General features: G+C 72.4%; 14 protein-coding genes. 7 read left to right on the top strand and 7 right to left on the bottom strand.

Annotated elements, in window-relative coordinates; genetic code table 11:
- Nucleotides 1–66: 66 nt before the first annotated feature.
- The 7 genes from B0I28_RS16025 to B0I28_RS15995 form a co-directional block, all read right to left on the bottom strand.
- Nucleotides 67–2,658 (bottom strand): SCO7613 C-terminal domain-containing membrane protein, encoded by a 2,592-nt coding sequence (locus B0I28_RS16025; RefSeq protein ID WP_106364861.1) that lies wholly within the window; start codon nucleotides 2,656–2,658, stop codon nucleotides 67–69.
- A gap of 1,123 nt (nucleotides 2,659–3,781) precedes the next feature.
- Nucleotides 3,782–5,431: an SCO7613 C-terminal domain-containing membrane protein gene (locus tag B0I28_RS16020; RefSeq protein ID WP_106364860.1), complete on the bottom strand. Its 1,650-nt coding sequence runs from the start codon at nucleotides 5,429–5,431 to the stop codon at nucleotides 3,782–3,784.
- Nucleotides 5,432–5,440: 9 nt separating this feature from the next.
- Entirely contained in the window at nucleotides 5,441–6,052 is a 612-nt protein-coding gene (locus B0I28_RS16015; RefSeq protein WP_106364859.1) for a hypothetical protein, read from the bottom strand.
- Between the two features lie 287 nt (nucleotides 6,053–6,339).
- A complete protein-coding gene (locus B0I28_RS16010) occupies nucleotides 6,340–7,149 on the bottom strand; it encodes a hypothetical protein (RefSeq protein ID WP_146148127.1) in 810 nt (269 codons plus the stop codon).
- A gap of 249 nt (nucleotides 7,150–7,398) precedes the next feature.
- Nucleotides 7,399–9,477: a 3-hydroxyacyl-CoA dehydrogenase NAD-binding domain-containing protein gene (locus B0I28_RS16005; RefSeq protein WP_106364857.1), complete on the bottom strand. Its 2,079-nt coding sequence runs from the start codon at nucleotides 9,475–9,477 to the stop codon at nucleotides 7,399–7,401.
- A complete protein-coding gene (locus tag B0I28_RS16000; protein WP_106364856.1) occupies nucleotides 9,477–10,664 on the bottom strand; it encodes a thiolase family protein in 1,188 nt (395 codons plus the stop codon). The genes B0I28_RS16005 and B0I28_RS16000 overlap by 1 nt, the downstream gene beginning before the upstream one ends.
- Nucleotides 10,665–10,877: 213 nt before the next feature.
- Entirely contained in the window at nucleotides 10,878–12,092 is a 1,215-nt protein-coding gene (locus tag B0I28_RS15995; protein ID WP_245889000.1) for an HRDC domain-containing protein, read from the bottom strand.
- Nucleotides 12,093–12,302: 210 nt separating this feature from the next.
- Between B0I28_RS15995 and hemE the strand changes: the two genes are divergently transcribed.
- From hemE to B0I28_RS15960, 7 genes are all read left to right on the top strand, one after another.
- Entirely contained in the window at nucleotides 12,303–13,343 is a 1,041-nt protein-coding gene (gene hemE, locus B0I28_RS15990) for a uroporphyrinogen decarboxylase (protein WP_219926800.1), read from the top strand.
- Complete coding sequence (hemG, locus tag B0I28_RS15985) at nucleotides 13,340–14,740, top strand: protoporphyrinogen oxidase (protein ID WP_245888999.1); 1,401 nt, start codon at nucleotides 13,340–13,342, stop codon at nucleotides 14,738–14,740. The genes hemE and hemG overlap by 4 nt, the downstream gene beginning before the upstream one ends.
- A 12-nt stretch (nucleotides 14,741–14,752) precedes the next feature.
- Entirely contained in the window at nucleotides 14,753–15,466 is a 714-nt protein-coding gene (hemQ, locus tag B0I28_RS15980) for a hydrogen peroxide-dependent heme synthase (protein WP_245888998.1), read from the top strand.
- 9 nt (nucleotides 15,467–15,475) lie between these two features.
- A complete protein-coding gene (locus B0I28_RS15975) occupies nucleotides 15,476–15,670 on the top strand; it encodes a hypothetical protein (protein ID WP_106364854.1) in 195 nt (64 codons plus the stop codon).
- A complete protein-coding gene (locus tag B0I28_RS15970; protein ID WP_106364853.1) occupies nucleotides 15,657–16,082 on the top strand; it encodes a S26 family signal peptidase in 426 nt (141 codons plus the stop codon). Before B0I28_RS15975 ends, B0I28_RS15970 begins: the two co-directional genes overlap by 14 nt.
- Nucleotides 16,083–16,147: 65 nt before the next feature.
- On the top strand, nucleotides 16,148–17,992 hold the full coding sequence (ilvD, locus tag B0I28_RS15965; protein ID WP_106364852.1) for a dihydroxy-acid dehydratase: 1,845 nt from the start codon (nucleotides 16,148–16,150) through the stop codon (nucleotides 17,990–17,992).
- Nucleotides 17,993–18,098: 106 nt separating this feature from the next.
- The gene (locus B0I28_RS15960; RefSeq protein ID WP_106364851.1) at nucleotides 18,099–19,646 is read left to right on the top strand and encodes a hypothetical protein; all 1,548 of its coding nucleotides are present in this window, start codon (nucleotides 18,099–18,101) and stop codon (nucleotides 19,644–19,646) included.
- Nucleotides 19,647–19,732 lie beyond the last annotated feature (86 nt).

Here is a 19,732-nt window from a genome sequence, read left to right as displayed (position 1 = left end):
CCTGGTGGGACCGCCGCGCCCGGTGCTACTCATTCAGACGCCGCGAAGCGCTGATCGGTTGCATCCTCATCGCATCGCTTTCAGTCCCTGCCTGATCCGGGCGAGGTCGCGGCGACGCTTCTCGAACGTCGCGCCCGCGCCGATGAGGACGACGCCGCCGATCGCGGGCGGGATCCACACCGGGATGTAGTCCCACACCAGCGACAGCTCGTTGATCGTGAGCACCGCGAGCGCGATCGACCCGAGCACCAGCGGCGCCTGCCAGCGGCGTCCCAGTCCCGCGATGATGACCGCGATGGCGGCGGCCCCCACGCCGACGCGGCGGGCCGGTTCGCCGTCGCCGAGCGCGAGCAGCAGCGAGGGCCCGATGCCGATGAGGATCGGCACGGCGAGCGTCGCCCACGACCCGGTCTGCGGGCGCTTCTCCAAGCGCCACAGGCCGATGAGGAACAGGACCGCGGCCGGAGGCGCAGTGAAGAACTCAAGGGTCTGCACCTCCTGCGCGGCCAGCAGCAGCCACCAGCCGACGGTGCCGGTGCACAGGGCCGCGATGATGTAGCCCCACTTGCGGACCGGCACCATGAGCGCGGTCCCCGCGAGCGCCAGCGTGTACACCCCGAACTGGGCGGGCAGGAACAGCCGCAGGTCCGAGCCCTCCCAGACCGCCTCGACCCACGGGAACAGGCCGCCGATCACGGAGACGGCGGCGACGACGTGAGCGAGGACCGAGCCCAGGACCCGGTCGGGGCGGCTGCGCCGCGGCGCGCCCGCGGCGACGGCGAGCATCGCGGCGGCGGTCACGGTGAGCCAGAACGGGACCCAGCCTTCACCGGGGTCGATCGAGCGCGAGTCGGAGGCCGCGAGGGCCGCGATCGGGGCCCACACCGCGAGGGCGACCCAGCCGCAGCACCGGCCCGCGAGCGTGCGGGAGGCGAGGGCCGTGACGAGGCCGACGACCGCGCACAGCGTGAAGCCGATGAACGGCACCGCGTCCCACTGCTCGGGGTCGCTGTGCCACAGCAGGATCGAGGTGGAGACGACCGCGAACGTGAGCGCGAGCGCCGCGCCCTGGACGCGGAACCGCACCGGCAGCAGCACTGCCGCGAACGCCAAGGCCACCAGGACGATCGGGATCTCCCATGTGAACACCCCGGCCGGTTCGGCGCCGAACCACAGCACGCCGAGGCCGCCGAGCGTGATGAGCGAGGCCGCGAGCGCGGTCCCCGCGCCGACCAGGTAGGAGGCGATCCGCAGCGGCTCCCCGAGCGGCTCGCCGAGAAGCGGCGCGACCAGGCGGGCGGCGAGGAACACGGCGAAGTAGGCGCTCAGGTCCGGCGCGTCGAACGCGACGGTGGCGAAGGCCACGAGCGCGGCGAGTCCGGCGCCCTGCGCGAGCGCGAAGCCCCACTTGTAGTCGCGCGACCCGGCGGTGGCGAAGGGGACGAACGCGGCGGCGAGGAGCGCGAGCGACGGCACGGCCAGCTCGCCCGAGTCGGAGCGGACGGCGAGCGTCCATGCGCACAGCACGAGCGACCCGGCCGCCGAGGCGGCGATGAGCATCGACGTGGTGGAGACGCGCAGCCGCTTCGCGAAGCCTACGCCGACGAGGTTCGCGGCGGCGAGCACGGCGACGGCGGCGGCGACGGGCGGGACGACCGGGTCGTCGAGCCCGAACGCGGCCCGCAGCCCGGCCGAGCACGCGGCGACCACTGCCGCGCAGGTGAGGAGGCGGGAGGCCCACAGGTCCGAGCGCGCGTACCGGCCCGGGAAGCGGGCGGTCAGCCACGCGGCGATGCCGAGGGCGAGCGCGATGGTGAGCATGAGGATGACGGCGAGGCCGAGGTCGCTCGCGGCGGCGTACGAGGCGCCGATCGCGGCCAGCGGGAGCATCGCCCAGCTCGTGGCGCTCAGCCGCGACGCGCCGCGGTAGGCGGCGAGCACGGCCAGGACTCCGGCGGTCCAGGCGCCCACGGTGTCGGGCCCGAAGTCGGTGCCCGGCGGGCGGTACAGGTAGTAGCCCGCGAGGGTCGTGCACCACAGCGCGAGCGCGCCGAGCGCGGCGAACGTCTCGGCGGTGGCCCACAGCTTGAACCGCTTGAACGGGAACGGCACCGCGAGCAGCAGGATCGTCGCGATGCTCAGCACCGCGGCCCGGCCCCCGTTGCCCATGTTGCGCCAGGCCACGGCCGTGAAGATGATGAGCGCGGCGGCGACGAGCAGCCCGCCGAGGCTCAGCAGCACGGTCTGCACGGTCTTCGTCCCGACCTCCCCGCCCGGAGGCGGAGGCGGCGGGGGAAGGTAGGCGGCCGGTGCGCCGCTGGGCGGCGTGTGCGGCTGGGGCGCGTAGGGCGCGGCGGCGGCCGGTGCCGCCTGCGGAGTGCCGTGCGCGGGCGTCTGCGGCACTTGCGGCGCCGGAGCGGCCTGGGCCTGCCGCTCGGCTTCGGCGAGATATCCGGCGGCCACCTCGCGGAGGCCGTCGAGCACCTCGATCCGCTCCGCCTCCACGGCGGCGCGGCTGGTGAGGGCGGTGGGCATCGACGCCAGGACCGCGTCGAGGTCGCCGAGCCGCTGCAGCAGCGGCTCGGGTCCGCGCCCGCAGGCGGCGCACCCGGCGGCCGTCGATGGACGCCCGCAGCGGGGGCAGTTGTACGTCGTCATGTGCACAGTGTGCTGGGCCTGTCAAATCAAGCACGGCACAAAACGGGCGCCAGTTGTGCACGTCCCACAACCCGACCGCCCTGCGGCCTCGTCAGGGACCCCGTATTCTTCAGGTTTCCTCCAAACGGACCACCCACGCGCTCCCCTTGGAATCCCAAAAGCGGAAGCCTGCACCGCCAAATCCGGGAAGTCGATATCCCTTCTCCCGGTGTCAGGGCGATTCGGATCTGACGGAACCGCGCTAGGGACGCCCATGTGGTTGATTCACCTCCTCATGTGGTGTGTCGCCGCCGACTTCCACTCCTGGACGGCCGGCTGTCCGGTGTCGCTCCCCCGGGTCGCGGGTGCGCCTGGCGGATATTGCTTCCCGGTGGGCGCGTTGGCTGCCCGTCGGGAGAGTGCGCCCGTCCGGGCAGGCTTCGCCCGTGTCAGGAGAGTGTGTCCCTGTGGGCAGGCTGGCGCCCGTGTCGGGGTGGTGCGGTGGGTGGGCCGTGGCCGCAGGGGTGCGGGTCTGCGCGTGTGGGGGTGGTGTCGCGGTGCCGGGTCCTCGAATGCCCGGCCGGGTGCGGCACTGCTTCTCCATGCGCGGTCGCTGCGTGCGGTGTGTGTTCGGCCTGTCGGTCGCTTGGTGGTCCGGTCGTGTGCCTCGTAGCGGACACCGCCCGGGGTCGAGGTGATCCCTTCCCCGGGTCCCCCGCCCGATCACCATGCCCCCGTGGGGGTGGTTGACTGCTGCGGGTCCCGATAGCACTGCGGGGATGAGATCTGCCGTCGGCCCGACACCTTGCGTCGGCGACACTGCCTCGGAGATCGTCTGGTTTGCCGGTCGGCCAGAGGCTTGGCTTAGTCTGCTTGCACCGCCCGACACCTGTACGATTTCCCTGTCCCTGTGCGTACCCCAATCATCCCTCGCACCAGGTGCCACTGTCATCACCCACACGCGGGGAACATCCTCACGTTCCACCCCCGGACCCCCACGGCCCCAAGGCAACCCGCCCCACCCCGGCCCACCGTCCACCCTCTCGTCGCCGCCCGCACGAACCCCAACCCCCACCCCACCCGCAAGCAGCAAGGACCCCCGCACCATCCCGATGCGAGGGCCCTTCCATGTCCCCGACAAGCGTCAGCGCATGGCCTTGAGCGACCGGCCGATCCGGGCGAGGTCGCGGCGCCGCTGCTCCAAGGTCGCGCCCGCGGCGATGAGGACCGCGCCGCCGATCGAGAGCGGGATCCACTTGGGGACCGCGCTCCACACCAGGGCGATCTCGTTGACCGCCAAGGCCGTCAACACCACCGCCCCGAGGACCAGCGGCGCCTGCCAGCGCCGCCAGGCGCCCGCCATCAGCACCGCCACGGCGGCCGCGCCGACCGTGATCCGGCGCCAAGGGTCGCCCTCTGGCCCGAGCGCCATGACCAGCGACGGGCCGAAGCCCACCGCGAGCGCCGGGCCCAGCGCGAGCCACGAGCTCGTCGCCGCGTCCCGCCGCAGCAGCCACAGTCCCAAGCCGACCAGCACGACGGCAGGCGGCACGGTGTACCACTCGACGGCGGTCGCCCCGCCGTACGCGGCGAACATGAGCGCGGCAACGACCATCGAGGCGCACGAGCCGAGCACATGCCCGAGCCGCTTCGCCGGGTTCGCGATCGCGGCCGCCGCCAGTGCGCCCGCGTAGGCCGTGAACCCCAATGGCGTGTCCAGGCCGATCCCGTCTGCCAGCGCGATCCCGGTGAGCCACACCAGGTACACCCCGATCATGGAGTGCGCGCCGACCCGGCCCCACACCAAATCCGCGCGGCCGCGGTGGCCGCTGCTGTCGCCGCCGCGGCGAACGAACCAGGTCGCCGCGAGCGGCACCGAGACGACCCCGACCGCGACCGCCAGGGCCGGCCCGGGATCGAGGTCGTTCGTCGCTGGACGGTAAGCCCACGCCAGCGCCGCCGCGGTGACCGCCGGGTACGCCGCCGTCCACCCCAGGACTCTGCGGCCCGTGCCGGGCGAGGTGAACGCCACGAACACCGCCAGCGCCGCGACCGCGGCCAGGGATGCGGCCGACCTCCCGGCCAGCGCCCCTGCGCTCATGGCGGCCGTGGCCGCGGCCAGCGCCAGGAAGTCGCGCCGCCAGCCCTTGGCGACGAGGAAGGCGCCGACCGCGCTCCCGACCGCGATCGCCGGAACCTCCCACTGCACCAGCGGGTTCGGCTCGGCCCCGTAGGCGACCGGCAGCGCCGTGGCGCTCACGAACGTGCACCAGGCCAACACCGAGGCGCCGATGACCATGGCGCCCTTGCGGAGGGCGTCTGCGAGCGCTGCGGGGAAGATGAAGGAGACGGCGAGCGAGAGCACCGCGGCGGCGAAGAACGCCGTCAGCTCGTACGCATCGGTGATCACCGCGCCGAGCACCGCGAGCGAAGCGGTGACCGCACTGGCGGCCGCACCGAGCGGCAGGCGCTCGTAGCCGTTCGGGTCGGTCCAGGAGGCGGCCAGGATGACCGCGACCGCCGAGAGGCCGAATGCGGGGAGCGCGACCAGCGGCTCCAGGGAACGGAGTGCGAGGACCCACGAGGCGATGGTGAGCGCGCCGGCTGCCGAGCCGAGGACTGCGACGGCCGCGGTGGAGGCTCCTGCGAAGCGGGCGTGGGCGGTTGCGAGCATGCACGCGGCGGCGAGGAGGCAGCCGGTTGCCGCCGCCACCGGCAGGATCGCGGCGTCGAGGCCGAAGGCGGCCCGCATGCCTGCGAGGAAGACCGTGGTGATCCCTGCGGCGAGGAGCACGCGCGCGGACTACTGGTCGGCGCCCGCGTGGCGGGTCGGGGCGGCTTTCACGGTCCAGGCGGCGCCGGCGAGGAGGAGCCCGATGGCGCCCATGTGGAGTGCGGCTTCGAGGGCGTCGCCGAAGGCGGCGAACGCGGCGCCGGTCGCGGCGAGGGGGAGCAGCGCCCAGGCGGGGGCGGCGACGCGGGCGGCGATCCGGTAGAGGGTCGCGGCGACGAGGACGGCCGCGGTCCAGCGGGCGACGGACACGGCGGTGAGGCCGGTGCCGCTCGGCAGGTACAGGTAGTACCCGGCGAGTGCGGAGCACCACAGCGCGAGCGTGGCGGTGGCCGCGAGGGTCTCGGCGGTCGCCCACAGGCGGGACCTGGTGAGCGCGAACGGGACGGCCATGAGCAGGCCGGTGGTCCCGGCGAGGATGGTGAGCCGTCCGCCGTCGCCGAGCTGGCGCCAGGCGACGGCGGTGAAGACGATGACCCCGGCGGTGAGCAGGAGCCCGCCGAGGCACAGCAGGACGATCTGGACGGACTTGGCGGTGACCTCGGCGCGGCGGCCGGGTCGGTCCGCGGGAGGCGGAGGGGCTTGCGGCGGAAGGTGTTCCGATGCGGCTACGGGCTGATCCATACGCACAGTGTCGAGGCGATGTCAAACCAGTAACCGGACAAATCGGGCAGGATTTGTGGAGTTTCGACAGTGTCCGGAGCCACCGCGCCGTCCGGTCGCCCCGTTTTTCTCGGGTTCCTCCAAACGAACCGCGGCCGCGGAGCCGAATCGAGGGCACCCGGCATCGGAGCGCCTAAGGGACCCCCGGTTTTCAGTATCTCTCGGGGGTACGACATTCCGGGGAAATAGGAACGGGCCTCGCGTTGTGGAGATCGCGAGGCCCGTTCCGTCGGGAGGAGGATAAGTCGTTAAGACGCGCTCTCGTAGGCGTCGATGATGGACCAGGCGAGGTCCTCCCACTGGGCGTAGTAGTCCGGGAAGGCCGAGACCTGGACGGCCTGGGCGGCGGAGGCGATGGACATGTCCTCCCAGCCGTCGACGTCCTCAAGGGTCCCGTAGAACTTGCTCGCGGAGGTGGAGACGTCCATGAGCTCTTCGACCGAGCCCCAGCCCATCGAGGTGCGCTGCTGGAAGATGCCGACCGAGTCGTGGTCCTCGTAGTGGACGTCGGAGTCGGTGTAGTCCCAGGACTCGGGGACGTCGTTGGAGGCGGCGTTGTAGAGCTTCGCCTCCTGCATCGCGGTGGCGAGGGCGACGGCCCAGCCGTTCTCGTCGAAGCCCATGTCCTTGCCGGTCTCGATGATCGTGACGGCGTTGGCCTCCTGCTCGTCGTCGATGCCCTCGACATCGATGTCGACGGGCCCGGCGGGCTCCTCGGTGGTCTCCTCCACGACCGGCTCGGGGGCCGGCTCGGTGGTGGCCTCCTCGGTCGGCTCCTCGGTCGCGGGGGCCGCTTCCTCGGTGGTCGCCTCCTCGGTGGTGGCCGGGGCCTGCTCGACGGCGGCGGTCTCCTCGACCGGCTCGTCGGTGTTCGAGATGGCCCAGGCGGCGGTGGCGCCCGTGCCCGTGAACACGGCGGCCGCGAGGCCGACGGTGGCGATGCGGCGGAAGCGGTGGTGCTCCCCGGCCGCGTCATTGAAGGACAGCCGCTGGGAGAGCGCGGCGGCGGCGCTCCGGACCGGACCGGTCACGCCTTCGATGATCTTGCGAAAATGCACTGGGCAAACCTAGGGGCGAAAATCCCCAGGTCAAACCGGGTCGCGACCGCGGAAACGCAGGTGGCAAGGGGTTTCCGTACCGGCGAGTAGGCTCTATGGCTTTTGCCCGGTACCGGCCCTATCGGCGCCCTCGCCCGAGCGCGTCACCGCTGCCGTCCGGCCCCGTCGGTACACGGGACGAGCCCGGACTCGTCCTTTCGGAGGAGTCCGGGCTCGTCGCAAAGATAATGTGATCGGGCACACCGGACGCTACGAGGCGAAGGGCTTTCCGGTCACATCGGTCGAAATCCCCTCGCGGTCCAGGTACGGCGTGAGGCCGCCGAGCCAGAACGGGAAGCCCGCGCCGAGGATCATCGCGAGGTCCACCTGCTTCGCCGAGGGCACGACGCCCTCGTCGAGCATGAGGCCGATCTCCTCGGTCAGGCCGCGCAGCACGCGCTGCTCGACCTCCTCCGCGGACTGCGGCGAGTCCCCGAGCGCGATCTGCGCCTTGGCTTCCTCGGTGAGCTTCCCCTTGCCCTTGTGCGCCGGGTCGAAGACGGGGAAGTCCGCCTCGGCCATGCGCCGCAGGTTCTCCGACGCGGGGAAGCGCGGCCCGAGGTCCTCGTTCAGGTGCTGGCACAGGTGCCAGGCCACCTGGAGGCCCACGAGCTCCAGGAGCGCGAACGGGCGCATCGGCAGGCCCAGCCGGTCGAGGGCCACGTCGGCGGTCTCGACGGGCGTGCCCGCGTCCACCGCGCCGGTGACCTCGGCGAGCATGCGGCCGAGCAGGCGGTTCACGATGAACGCCGGCCGGTCCGCCGAGCCCACGGCGGTCTTCTTGAGCTTCTTCGCGACCGCGTAGGCCGTCGCCAGGGTCTCGTCGTCGGTCGAGTCGGTCGCGATGACCTCCACGAGCGGCATGACGGCCACCGGGTTGAAGAAGTGCATGCCCACGAGCCGCTCGGGGTGCTTCAGCTGCGAGGCCATCGCGGTGATCGAGAGCCCCGAGGTGTTCGTGACGAGCAGGGCCTCCTCCGAGACGATCGGCTCGATCTCGGCGAACACGGCCTGCTTGACGCCGAGCTCCTCGAAGACCGCCTCGATGACCAGGTCGCAGTCGGCGTACACCGACTTGTCCGCGCTGGCGGAGACGAGCGCGCGGAGCTTGGCGGCCTTGAGCTTCGAGGTGCGGCCCTTCGCTTCGAGCTTGTCGATCTCGGCCTGCACGTACGCCAGGCCCCTCTGGGCCCGCTCCTCGTCGAGGTCGGTCATGACCACGGGTACTTCGAGGCGGCGCGCGAACATGAGCGCGATCTGCCCGGCCATGAGCCCGGCGCCGACGACGCCGACCTTCGTGACGTCCTTCGCGAGCCCGGGGCTCGGGGCGCCCTCGGGGCGCTTGCCGAGCGAGCGGACCAGGTTGAACGCGTAGATGCTGGCCTGGAACTGCGGCCCGGCCTCCAGGTCGGCGAGGGCCTCGTCCTCGGCGAGGGACCCCTCCTCGAAGGAGGCGTGCTGCGCGAGTTCGAGCAGGTCCAGGGCCCGCACCGCGGCGGCGGAGGCGTTGTGGACCTTCTCGTCGACGAGCTTGCGGGCGCCCGCGATCACGGCCGGCCAGACGTCCCGGTCGATCTCGGGTCGCTCGACGGTGATCGCGCCCGTGGCGACTCCCACCGCCCAGTCCAGGGACTCCTCGATGAAGTCGGCGCCCTCGAACTCGGCGTCGGCGATGCCCAGCGGCACCAGGTCGGCGCCCTTGAGCATCTTGTTCTGGTTCAGCGGGTTCCCGACGACGACCTGCGCGGCCTTCTCGATGCCGATGAGGTTCGGCAGGAGCTGCGAGCCGCCCCAGCCGGGGATGAGCCCGATCGAGACCTCCGGCAGGCCCAGGCCCACCGCGGTCTTGGAGACGGTGCGGTAGTGGCAGTGCAGCGCCAGCTCGAATCCGCCGCCGAGCGCCGTGCCGTTCACGAACGCGAACGTCGGCACCGCGGAGTCCTTGAGCCGCTTGTACAGCGCGTGCCCGGCCTGCGCGAGCGCCAGGCCCTGCTCGCGGGTCTCCAGGCTCGGCATGAGCTTGATGTCGGCGCCCGCCAGGAAGATGAACGGCTTCCCGGTGACGGCGACGAGCTTGACCCCGTCCTCGGCCTCGACGGTGTCGAGGGCCCGCCACAGGCTCTTGAGGCCACCCGGCCCGAACGACGACGGCTTGGTGTGGTCGTAGCCGTTGTCGAGCGTGATGATCGCGGCCTTGCCGCCGAGCCCGCGGGGCTCGACGAAGCGCACGTAGGACTCGGTGACGACCTCTTCCTCGAAGTCGGGGAGGTCGAGCGGCGTCGCGGACATTAGTTGGCCCCCTTGAAGTTCGGGTTCTCCCAGATGACCGTGCCGCCCTGGCCGAGGCCGACGCACATGGTCGTGATGCCGTAGCGCACCTCGGGGTGCACGGCGAACTCGCGGGCGAGCTGCGTCATCAGCCGCACGCCCGAGGAGGCCAGCGGGTGGCCCATCGCGATGGCGCCGCCCCACGGGTTCACCCGCGGGTCGTCGTCGGCGATCTTGAAGTGGTCGAGGAACGCCAGCACCTGGACGGCGAACGCCTCGTTGATCTCGAACAGGCCGATGTCGTCGATCGTGAGCCCGGCGCGCGCGAGGGCCTTCTCGGTGGACGGGATCGGCCCGACGCCCATGGTCTCGGGGTCGACGCCCGCGAACGCGAAGCCGACCATCTTCATGGCGACCGGCAGGCCCAGCTCGGCGGCGGTCTCGGCGTCGGCGATGAGGCACGCGGTGGCGCCGTCGGTGTTCGGCGAGGAGGTCCCGGCGGTGACGCGCCCGTGCGGGCGGAACGGGGTGCGCAGGTTCGCGAGCCCCTCCATGCTCGTCGACGGCCGCGGCAGCTCGTCGGCGACGGCCACGGTCCAGCCCTCGTCGGAGCGGGCGGCCATCGTGGTGATGTCCGCCGACAGCTGCTCGACGGCGGCCGCATAGCGCTGCTGCGTCTGCACCGCGTACGCGTCGGCACGCTCCTTGGTGAGCTGCGGGTACAGGTCGTGGAGGTTCTCGGCGGTCACGCCCATCTGAAGCGCGTCCGGGTCGACCAGGCGCTCGGCGATGATCCGCGGGTTCGGGTCCACGCCCTCGCCCATCGGGTGGTTCGACATCGACTCCACGCCCCCGGCGATGGCGATGTCGTACTGGCGCGAGGCGATCGCGGCGGCGACGTTGGTCACCGCGGTCATCGCGCCCGCGCACATGCGGTCGATCGAGTAGCCCGGGACGGACCGCGGCAGGCCCGCCAGGAGCGCGGCGGTGCGGCCCAGCGTCAGGCCCTGGTCGCCGATCTGCGTCGTGGCCGCCAGCGCCACCTCGTCGACCCGCTCAGGCGGCAGACCCGGGTTGCGGCGCAGCAGCGTCCTGATGCAGCGGATGATCAAGTCGTCGGCGCGGGTCTCCTCGAAGAGTTTCCCCGCCTTGCCGAACGGGGTGCGGACCCCGTCGACGAAGACGACATCGCGGATGGTGTCGTTCACGCCAGCCCCTCCTTTGGGTATGCAGCGTCGGTGAGAGTGCACGTCGGCACGAGTGCAACGTCACAACCGATGTTACCCGTTAGTAAGTTCAGTGTCACGGCCCCCCGCCGCGTGTCGGACATCCGTCTTCCGCGAAACGTTCGCCCTGCTCGCGACCGCCCCGGGAGACGGCGAAGGCCCCGCCTCGGCGGGGCCGTTCCGTCGTGCAGGGGTTCAGTCCTTGAGCGCCTCGGCGAGGCGCTCGGCGAGGAGGTCGATCTGCCATTCGCGGGCGCCGCCTTCTGCGAGGACCGTGCGGACGTGCTTCTCGGAGACCTTCTTCGGCGGCTCCCACGCCAGGCCCCGCACCAGCGCGGGGGAGATGAGGTTCTCGGCCGGGAGGCGGTGCTTGCCGGCGATCTCGGTGACGACCTCCCGGGCCGCGGCGAGGCGCTCGGCCGCGACCGGGTCGCGGTCGGCCCAGCGGTGGGTCGCGGGCGGGCCGTCCTGGGGCGGGGTCGTCGACGGCAGCTCGTCGGCGGGGACGAGGCGCGCGTCGGCGAGGGCCTGGAGCCACAGCCGCGCGTTCGTGCGCCCGCCGCGGCGGCGGAACCCGGGCAGGCCCATCAGCTCCGCGAAGTCAGTCGGGTCGGCGGTCGCCGCCTCCACGATCGCCGCGTCCGGCAGGACCTTCCCGGGCGCGCGGTCGAGCTTGCGCGCCAAGGCGTCCCGCGCCTCCCACACCGCGCGCACCCGGCCCAGGGCCTTCGCGCCGCGGACCTTGTGGATGCCGGAGGTGCGCCGCCACGGCTCCTTGCGGGGCTTCGGCGGGCCCGCGGTGCGCACGTGCTCGAACTCGGCCTCGGCCCACGCGGACTTCCCCTGCTTCGCCAGCTCCGCGGCCAGCTTGCCGCGCAGCTCCGTCAGCAGCTCCACGTCGAGCGCGGCGTACACGAGCCAGTCGTGGGGGAGCGGGCGCGAGGACCAGTCGGCCGCCGAGTGCTGCTTCTCCAGCCGGTACCCCAGCAGCTGCTCCGTGATCGAGGCGAGCCCGACCTTCTCGAAGTCGCACAGGCGCGCGGCCAGCTCCGTGTCGAACAGGCGTGTGGGGTGGAGCTCCAGCTCCTCCAGGCACGGCAGGTCCTGGCTCGCGGCGTGCAGGATCCACTCCGGGCCCGTGAGCGCCCGGCGCAGCGGGCCGAGGTCCTCGATCGGGATGGGGTCGACCAGGATCGTGCCCGCGCCGGCCCGGCGCAGCTGGATCAGGTACGCCCGGCCCGAGTACCGGAAGCCTGAGGCGCGCTCGGTGTCCACCGCGATCGGACCCGACCCTGCTTCGAGCCGCTCGGCGGCCTCGGCGAGGTCCGCGGAGGTCTGGATCAGCGGGGGCATGCCTTCGCGAGGCTCGGTGAGGAGCACGGCTTCTGGTTCGGGCTGGGGATCGGTCACCTGTTCACCGTACGGGCAGGTAACCTGCGCGCGCTACTGCCCCGCCGTCCAGGAGACCGATTTCCACCCGATAGTGGGCTCATCACCCTATTTCTCCTCTATCGTGGACGGCCGCCCCCGCCGACCTCCCTCACAGTGCCCCTCCCGGTGCGGGCCACATCGCACTCGCCGCTGCGGGCGGACCGCCCCCGCGCGTGCAAGGATGGCCCTGTGGTCAACGCCGTTCCTTCCCCGCACGAGTCCCCGTTCCTCGCGGCCTGCCGCGGTGAGGAGCCCGTTCACACGCCCGTCTGGTTCATGCGCCAGGCCGGCCGCTCCCTCCCCGAGTACAAGGCCGCCCGCGGCGAGACCTCCATGCTGGAGGCCTGCCGCACCCCCGAACTCGTCTGCGAGATCACGATGCAGCCGGTGCGCCGCCACGGCGTCGACGCCGCGGTCTTCTTCTCCGACATCGTCGTCCCCCTCGCCGCGATCGGCGTCGGCATCGAGATCGTCCCCGGCGTCGGCCCCGTCGTCGCCGAGCCGTTCAGCACCGAGGCCGACGTCAAGCGCCTGCGCAACCTCGACCCCTGCGACGTCCCCTACATCACCGAGGCGGTCGGCCTCCTCGGCAAGGAGCTCGGCGCCACCCCGCTCATCGGCTTCGCCGGGGCCCCGTTCACCCTCGCGTCCTACCTCGTCGAGGGCGGCCCCTCCCGCGACCACGCGAAGACCAAGGCGCTCATGAAGTCCCGCCCCGACGTCTGGCACGCCCTCGCCTCCCGCCTCGCCGCCATCTGCGGCGAGTTCCTCCGCGTCCAAGTGGACGCCGGAGCGAACGCCGTGCAGCTCTTCGACTCCTGGGCCGGGGCCCTCTCGGAGGCCGACTACCGCGAGTTCGCCCTCCCGCACTCCACCGCCGCGCTGGCGGGCGTCGCCGAGTCGGTGCCGCGCATCCACTTCGGCGTCGGCACCGGGCACCTGCTCGAAGCGATGGCCGAGACCGGCGCCGAGATCTCCGGCGTCGACTTCCGCACCCCGCTGGACGAGGCCGCGAAGCGCCTGCCCGGCAAGGTCCTCCAGGGGAACCTCGACCCGGCGCTCATCCTCGCCGACGACGACGCGCTGATCGCCGAGACCGACAAGGTCGTCGCCGCGGGCCGGGCCGCCAAGGGCCACATCTTCAACCTCGGGCACGGCGTCCTCCCGTACTCCGACCCCGCGAAGCTGAAGCTCGTGGTCGACCGCGTGCACGAGACCACCGCCCGATGAGCCCCATGACGCCCGCCCGCGTCACGGGCACGCCGGGACGCACCCGGGTCCTCGTCGCGGGCGGCGGCATCACCGGGGTCGCCGCGGCGCACCGGCTCCGCGAGCGCCTCGGACCCGACGCCGAGATCATCATCGCCGAGCAGTCGATGCGCCTCGGCGGCAAGATCCGCACCGCCGACTTCGCCGGGCGCCCGGTCGAGACCGGCGCCGAATCGCTCCTCGCGGCCCGGCCCGAGGCCGTCAGGCTCGCCGAAGCCGTGGGCCTGGGCGACGCGATCGTCCATCCCGCGGCCCTCAAGCCCGCGCTGAGCCTCGGCGGCGAGCTCGTCGACTTCCCTGCCGGGCACATGATGGGCATCCCCGGGGACCCCGCCGACGTCGCCGCCATCGCGAACGCGAAGGAGCGCCCCGACAACGGCCTCCCGATCCTCGAAGCGGGCCAGGACATGTCCGTCGGCGCGCTGGTGCGTTCGCGCCTGGGGGACGAGGTCCTGGACCGGCTCGTGTCCCCGATGCTCGCGGGCGTCTACGCCGGGGACGTCGACCGCCTCTCCGTGCGCGCCGTCATGCCGCAGCTCGCCGCCGCGCTCGAACGCCATGCGCGCCTGACCGAAGCGGTCGCCGAGATCAAGCGGCCCGCCACTGGGAAACCGGTGTTCGCGACGATCGACGGCGGCCTGGACCGGCTCGTGACCGCCACGTCCGCCGCCGCCCGCGCTGAAATCCGTCTCGGCATGACCGTGCGCGAGCTGCGCCAGACCCCCCCCGACGGCTGGGAGGTCATCACCGGCCCCGTGCCCGACCCGATCCGGGTCCGCGCCGACGCCGTCGTGGTCGCCGTGCCCGCGTCCCCCGCCGCCGAGCTGCTGCGCGCCGTCGCCCCCGAGGCCGCCGCCGCGCTCTCCGGAGTCGCCTACGCCTCGGTCGCCCTGGCCGCGTTCGCCTTCGACGGCATCGAACTCCCCGAGCGCTCCGGATTCCTCACGCCCGCATCCGAAGGCAAGACCGTCAAGGCCGCGACCTTCGCGTCGAAGAAGTGGCCGCACCTGGGGCGCCGCCGCCAGATCGTGCGCGTCTCCATGGGCCGCCTCGGCGAGGAGGCGCTCCTCCAGTACGACGACGCGACCCTCGCCAAGACCGCCCTGCGCGAACTCGGCGAGCACCTCGGGCAGCGCCTGCCCGAGCCCGTCGAGCAGCGCATCGACCGGTGGGGCGGGGCCCTCCCGCAGTACGCGCCGGGCCACGTCGCCCGCGTCGCGGCCGCCCGGGTCGCGCTCGCGCGCCACCGCGGCGTCGCCATCGCCGGGGCCGCCGTCGACGGCGTCGGCATCGCCGCGTGCATCGCCTCAGGCCAGGCCGCCGCCGACGACATCGCTCAGCAACTCGCACCGAAGTAGAAGGGCCGCACCGTGACCGAACGCCAGTCCAACAACCCCAACGCCGCGCGGATCAAGGAACTGAACGACACGATCCGGTACACGCTGTGGTCGGTGTTCCGCGCCGAGGAGCCCATGCCGTCGATCCGGCAGGACCTCGCCAGCGACATGGAGGCGTTCTTCTCCAAGCACTGCGGCGACCAGGGCGTCACCGTCCGCGGCACCTACGACCTCACCGGGATGCGCGCCGACGCCGACCTCATGGTGTGGTGGCACGCCGAGAGCAGCGACGACCTCCAGAAGGCGTACTCGGACTTCCGCCGCTCGGCGCTGGGCCGCCACCTGGCCCCCGTCTGGTCGAACATGGCCGTGCACCGGCCCGCCGAGTTCAACCGCAGCCACCTGCCCGCGTTCCTCACCGAGGAGCCCCGCGGCTACGTGAGCGTCTACCCGTTCGTGCGGTCCTACGAGTGGTACCTCCTCCCCGACGAGGAGCGCCGCGACCTGCTGCGCGAGCACGGCCAGATGGCCCGCGACTTCCCCGACGTGCGCGCCAACACCGTCCCGGCGTTCTCCCTCGGTGACTACGAGTGGATCCTCGCGTTCGAGGCCGACGAGCTGCACCGCATCGTCGACCTCATGCGCGAGCTGCGCGCCTCCCGTGCCAGACTCCATGTGCGCGAGGAGATCCCGTTCTTCACCGGCAAGCGCCGCTCGATCACCGACATCATCAACGACCTGCCGTAGGGGCCGCCAATGGACGAGGTGAACGCCGACGGCGGCCTCCTGCTCATGTACCTCCTCATGGGCGGGGGCGTGCTCCTGCTGTTCGCCTGGGGCGTCCTCGCCGTCTCGGCGCTGCTCGGGCTGACGAGCTTCTCCGTGGCGCGACTGATCCGCGGGAAGCGCGAAGAGGAACCGGAGGACGACGGCATCGATGGGCTCTTCTAGCTGGCTCTTCCCGGTCCTGCTCATCGCCGCCGCGGCGCTGGTCGCCGAGAGCGTCAGGCAGCTGCGGCGCCGCTGGACCCTCGTCAAGGTCGAGGGCCGGTCCATGGAGCCCGCGCTCAAGGACGGCGGCGAGGTCCTCGCCAAGCGCACCAGGCGGATCGCCGTCGGCGACGTCGTCGTGGTCGCCGCCCCGGACCCGGACCTCGGCTGGGCCGAGGTCCGGCGGCTCAAGGCCCCGTGGTGGATCAAGCGCGTCGCCGCCGGGCCCGGCGACCCGGTCCCCGGCGGCGATGGGGCAGTCCCGGCCGGGCACTACTACCTCCTCAGCGACAACCCCGAAGGCGAGGACTCCCGCCGCCACGGGCCGTGCCCCGAGCAGATGATCTTCGGCACGATGGTGCACGGTTTCTAACGGGATAGGCGATCCTAACCACCGGGCGTGTCGTCCCGGTATCCGAGACGTGGCAGACTGGAACCATGCCAGCGCTTCGTTCTCGCACTTCCACGCACGGCCGCCAGATGGCGGGCGCTCGCGCGCTGTGGCGCGCCACCGGTATGACCGACTCCGACTTCGGCAAGCCGATCGTGGCCATCGCCAACTCCTACACCCAGTTCGTCCCCGGGCACGTCCACCTCAAGAACATGGGCGACATCGTCGCCGAGGCCATCGCGGAGGCCGGGGGCGTCTCGAAGGAGTTCCACACGATCGCCGTCGACGACGGGATCGCCATGGGCCACTCCGGGATGCTCTACTCGCTCCCCTCGCGCGAGATCATCGCCGACTCGGTGGAGTACATGGTCAACGCGCACTGCGCCGACGCCCTGGTGTGCATCTCCAACTGCGACAAGATCACCCCGGGCATGCTCATGGCCGCGCTGCGGCTGAACATCCCGGTCGTGTTCGTCTCCGGCGGGCCCATGGAGGCCGGGAAGACGATCGACAGCGACGGGATCGTCACGCAGAAGCTCGACCTCATCGACCCGATGATCGCGGCCGCGAACGACGACGTGTCGGACGCGCAGCTGCTCAAGATGGAGGAGCAGGCCTGTCCGACCTGCGGCTCCTGCTCGGGCATGTTCACCGCGAACTCCATGAACTGCCTGACCGAGGCGCTGGGCCTGGCCCTGCCGGGCAACGGCTCGACCCTCGCCACGCACACCGCCCGCCGGGCCCTGTTCGAGCAGGCCGGGCGCACCGTGATGGACCTGGCCCGCCGCTACTACGAGCACGACGACGAATCGGTCCTGCCGCGGTCGATCGCCACCAAGTCGGCGTTCGAGAACGCGATGGCCCTCGACGTGGCCATGGGCGGGTCCACGAACACGATCCTCCACCTCCTGGCCGCCGCGCGCGAAGCGGAGCTGGACTTCAACGTCGCCGACATCGACGCGGTCTCGCGCCGCGTCCCGTGCCTGGCGAAGGTCGCGCCGAACTCGGCGAAGTACCACATGGAGGACGTGCACCGGGCCGGCGGCATCCCCGCGATCCTCGGCGAGCTGCGCCGCGGCGGCCTGCTCCACGAGGAGGTCGGCACGATCCACTCCGCGTCGGTGGACGAGTGGCTCGGCGCGTGGGACATCCGCGCCGAATCGCCCGCGCCCGAAGCGGTCGAGCTGTTCCACGCCGCGCCCGGGAACGTGCGCACCACGCAGGCGTTCTCGACCTCGAACCGCTGGAAGACCCTCGACACCGACGCCGAAGACGGCTGCATCCGGTCCGTCGAGCACGCGTACACCGTCGACGGCGGCCTGGCGGTCCTGTTCGGGAACCTCGCCGAGGACGGCTCGGTCGTCAAGGTCGCGGGCGTGCCCGAGGAGAACTGGACGTTCACCGGCCCCGCGCACGTCTTCGAGTCCCAAGAGGACGCCGTGCAGGGCATCCTCGACAAGTCCGTGGTCGAGGGCGAAGTGGTCGTCATCCGCTACGAGGGCCCCAAGGGCGGCCCCGGCATGCAGGAGATGCTGTACCCGACGTCGTTCCTGAAGGGCCGCGGCCTGGGCCGCAAGTGCGCGCTCATCACCGACGGCCGCTTCTCCGGCGGCACCTCGGGCCTGTCGATCGGGCACATCAGCCCCGAGGCGGCCGGCGGCGGGCTCATCGCCCTCGTCGAGGACGGCGACATCATCGAGATCGACATCCCGAACCGCAAGCTCGAACTCCAAGTGGACGACGCGGTGCTCCAGCAGCGCCGGGTCGCGCAGGAGAAGCGCGAGCAGCCCTACACGCCCGTGAACCGCGACCGCATCGTCTCCCGGGCGCTCCAGGCGTACGCGTCGATGGCGACCCCCGCGAGCGACGGAGCCGTCCGCAAGGTCGACTGAGGACAGAAGCCGCGGCGGGGTCCTCCGAACGGAGGGCTCCGCCGCCGGCGTTCCCGGGGCAGAATGAAACCGCCCTCATTCCCTCGAAGCCACCCGGAGCAGCCGCATGGCCCGCACTGTCAGCCAGTGGAACTGGACGGATTTCGGCCAGGAGTGGTCCCAGACCGCCGCGATCAACGAGCTCAACCACGACATCGGCGCCGAGCGCCGGGCCCGCCGCCGCGAACTCGAAGCCGTCCAGAGCGAGATCGGCCAGGGCCTCAAGCAGGTCGGGTCGCGCCTCGACACCGTCGCCGACCGGATCGACCTCCTCCTCACCTGGACCGACCTGCGGTTCCAGGTCCTCGAACTCGACGAGTATCAGGCGCGCAGGGAGATCCGCTCCGCGTTCCGCGCCCTCGCCGAAGGCCGCCCCGCGCGCTTCCCGGAGCTCCCGGACCTGCCCGGGTACTGGCTGCCGCCCGCCGCCGCCGCGATCCTCCCGCTCGTGTTCCGCGGCCGTCCCGGCGCGAACGCCAAGGGCGCCAACCTGACCACGGGCCTCGACGCCGCGCGCGGGCGCGACGCCGTGCGCGCCGAGCTGTTCAACCTCGCCGTCGGCCGCTGCTTCGGGCAGGCCGTCCTCGTCGACGCCGCGTTCCTGCGGCTCATCGCCGACCCCGCCGACCTCGGCGAATGCGAGGACGGGCAGGTCGCGAACGCCTGGCGCGCACTGTGGGAGCACGCCGCGCTCGGCGCCTTCGGCCCGAACGCGGCCGTCCAGCTCACCGGGCGCCTGCGCGAGCTGTTCGACCCCGAGAAGCTCGACGACGAGGAGACCGCCGCCTGGGACGCGGCGATCCTCGGCACGGGAACCGTTGCGGCCGAAGCGTTCAACGCCCTGCGCGTCCACCTCGCCGCCGAGCCCGAGCCGGTCGACCTCGCCGACCTCGACCGCCGCGACGGCCGCTGGCGCCGCTACCTCGAAGAGCTCATCGAGGAACCCAGCCCCGCCGAGCTGCCGATCGTCGGCGAGATCGAATCCCTCGGCTTCGACGACGGCCCCGACCGCTCCCGCCCCACCTGGGCCGAGCCCGCCGGGACCGTCGCGGCCCTCGTCCGCCGCGACCTCTTCGAGCCCGAGACCCCGGTCGCGCTGCGCCGCCTGGCACTCGACCTCGCCGCGCCGCTCCTGCGGGCCCGCCTCGAACACCTCCAGGAGTCCATGGAGGCCCCCGCGCCCGCCGTCGTCACCGTCAAGCGCCGCGGCGGTGCCGTGGACGTCACCGCCGCCGGGCACGACGCCGACGAGGCCGCCGCCTTCGAAGACCGCATCGGCCTGCACTTCGACACGAAGGGCCCCTCCAAGCCCGTGTACACGGCCACCGGCGCCGTCATCGCCGCCCTCGCGGCGGCCCTCGCCGCGTTCGGCCAGTGGGTCCCCGCCGTGTTCGTCGCGCTCGCCGTCCTCATCCCCGTCCTCATGTACCGCGGCGACGACAAGAAGGCCCGCAAGGAGACCGAGAAGCGCGACGCGCAACTGGCGGACCTGCGCGCCGCGCTCTTCACCGCCCGCGCCGACGCCTCCGAGGCCGACAAGGCGGCGGCCGCGGCCCATCTCGCCGACCGGACCGCCCTCGAACGCCTCATCAAGGCCCTGCCCGGAGCCGACTGACCGGACGCGGACTGGAATCGCGGAGGGCCCGAGACGGAAACGGCGGACCATGCGGCATCCTGTAATGCACGAGGCTTCCTACGATC

Origin of the sequence: Glycomyces artemisiae, from assembly GCF_003002955.1 — a bacterium.
Classification (GTDB): Bacteria; Actinomycetota; Actinomycetes; order Mycobacteriales; family Micromonosporaceae; genus Glycomyces; species Glycomyces artemisiae.
The sequence above is the reverse complement of the archived record's forward strand: the minus strand, read 5'-3'. Positions and strand labels throughout refer to the sequence as shown.

What these genes read in the sequence shown, in the direction of transcription:
- B0I28_RS16025 (WP_106364861.1), bottom strand. Translation starts at nt 2,658, where the DNA reads ATGACGACGTACAACTGCCCCCGCTGCGGGCGTCCATCGACGGCCGCC.
- B0I28_RS16015 (WP_106364859.1), bottom strand. Translation starts at nt 6,052, where the DNA reads ATGGATCAGCCCGTAGCCGCATCGGAACACCTTCCGCCGCAAGCCCCT.
- B0I28_RS16005 (WP_106364857.1), bottom strand. Translation starts at nt 9,477, where the DNA reads ATGTCCGCGACGCCGCTCGACCTCCCCGACTTCGAGGAAGAGGTCGTC.
- hemG (WP_245888999.1), top strand. Translation starts at nt 13,340, where the DNA reads ATGAGCCCCATGACGCCCGCCCGCGTCACGGGCACGCCGGGACGCACC.
- B0I28_RS15975 (WP_106364854.1), top strand. Translation starts at nt 15,476, where the DNA reads ATGGACGAGGTGAACGCCGACGGCGGCCTCCTGCTCATGTACCTCCTC.
- B0I28_RS15970 (WP_106364853.1), top strand. Translation starts at nt 15,657, where the DNA reads ATGGGCTCTTCTAGCTGGCTCTTCCCGGTCCTGCTCATCGCCGCCGCG.
- ilvD (WP_106364852.1), top strand. Translation starts at nt 16,148, where the DNA reads ATGCCAGCGCTTCGTTCTCGCACTTCCACGCACGGCCGCCAGATGGCG.
- B0I28_RS15960 (WP_106364851.1), top strand. Translation starts at nt 18,099, where the DNA reads ATGGCCCGCACTGTCAGCCAGTGGAACTGGACGGATTTCGGCCAGGAG.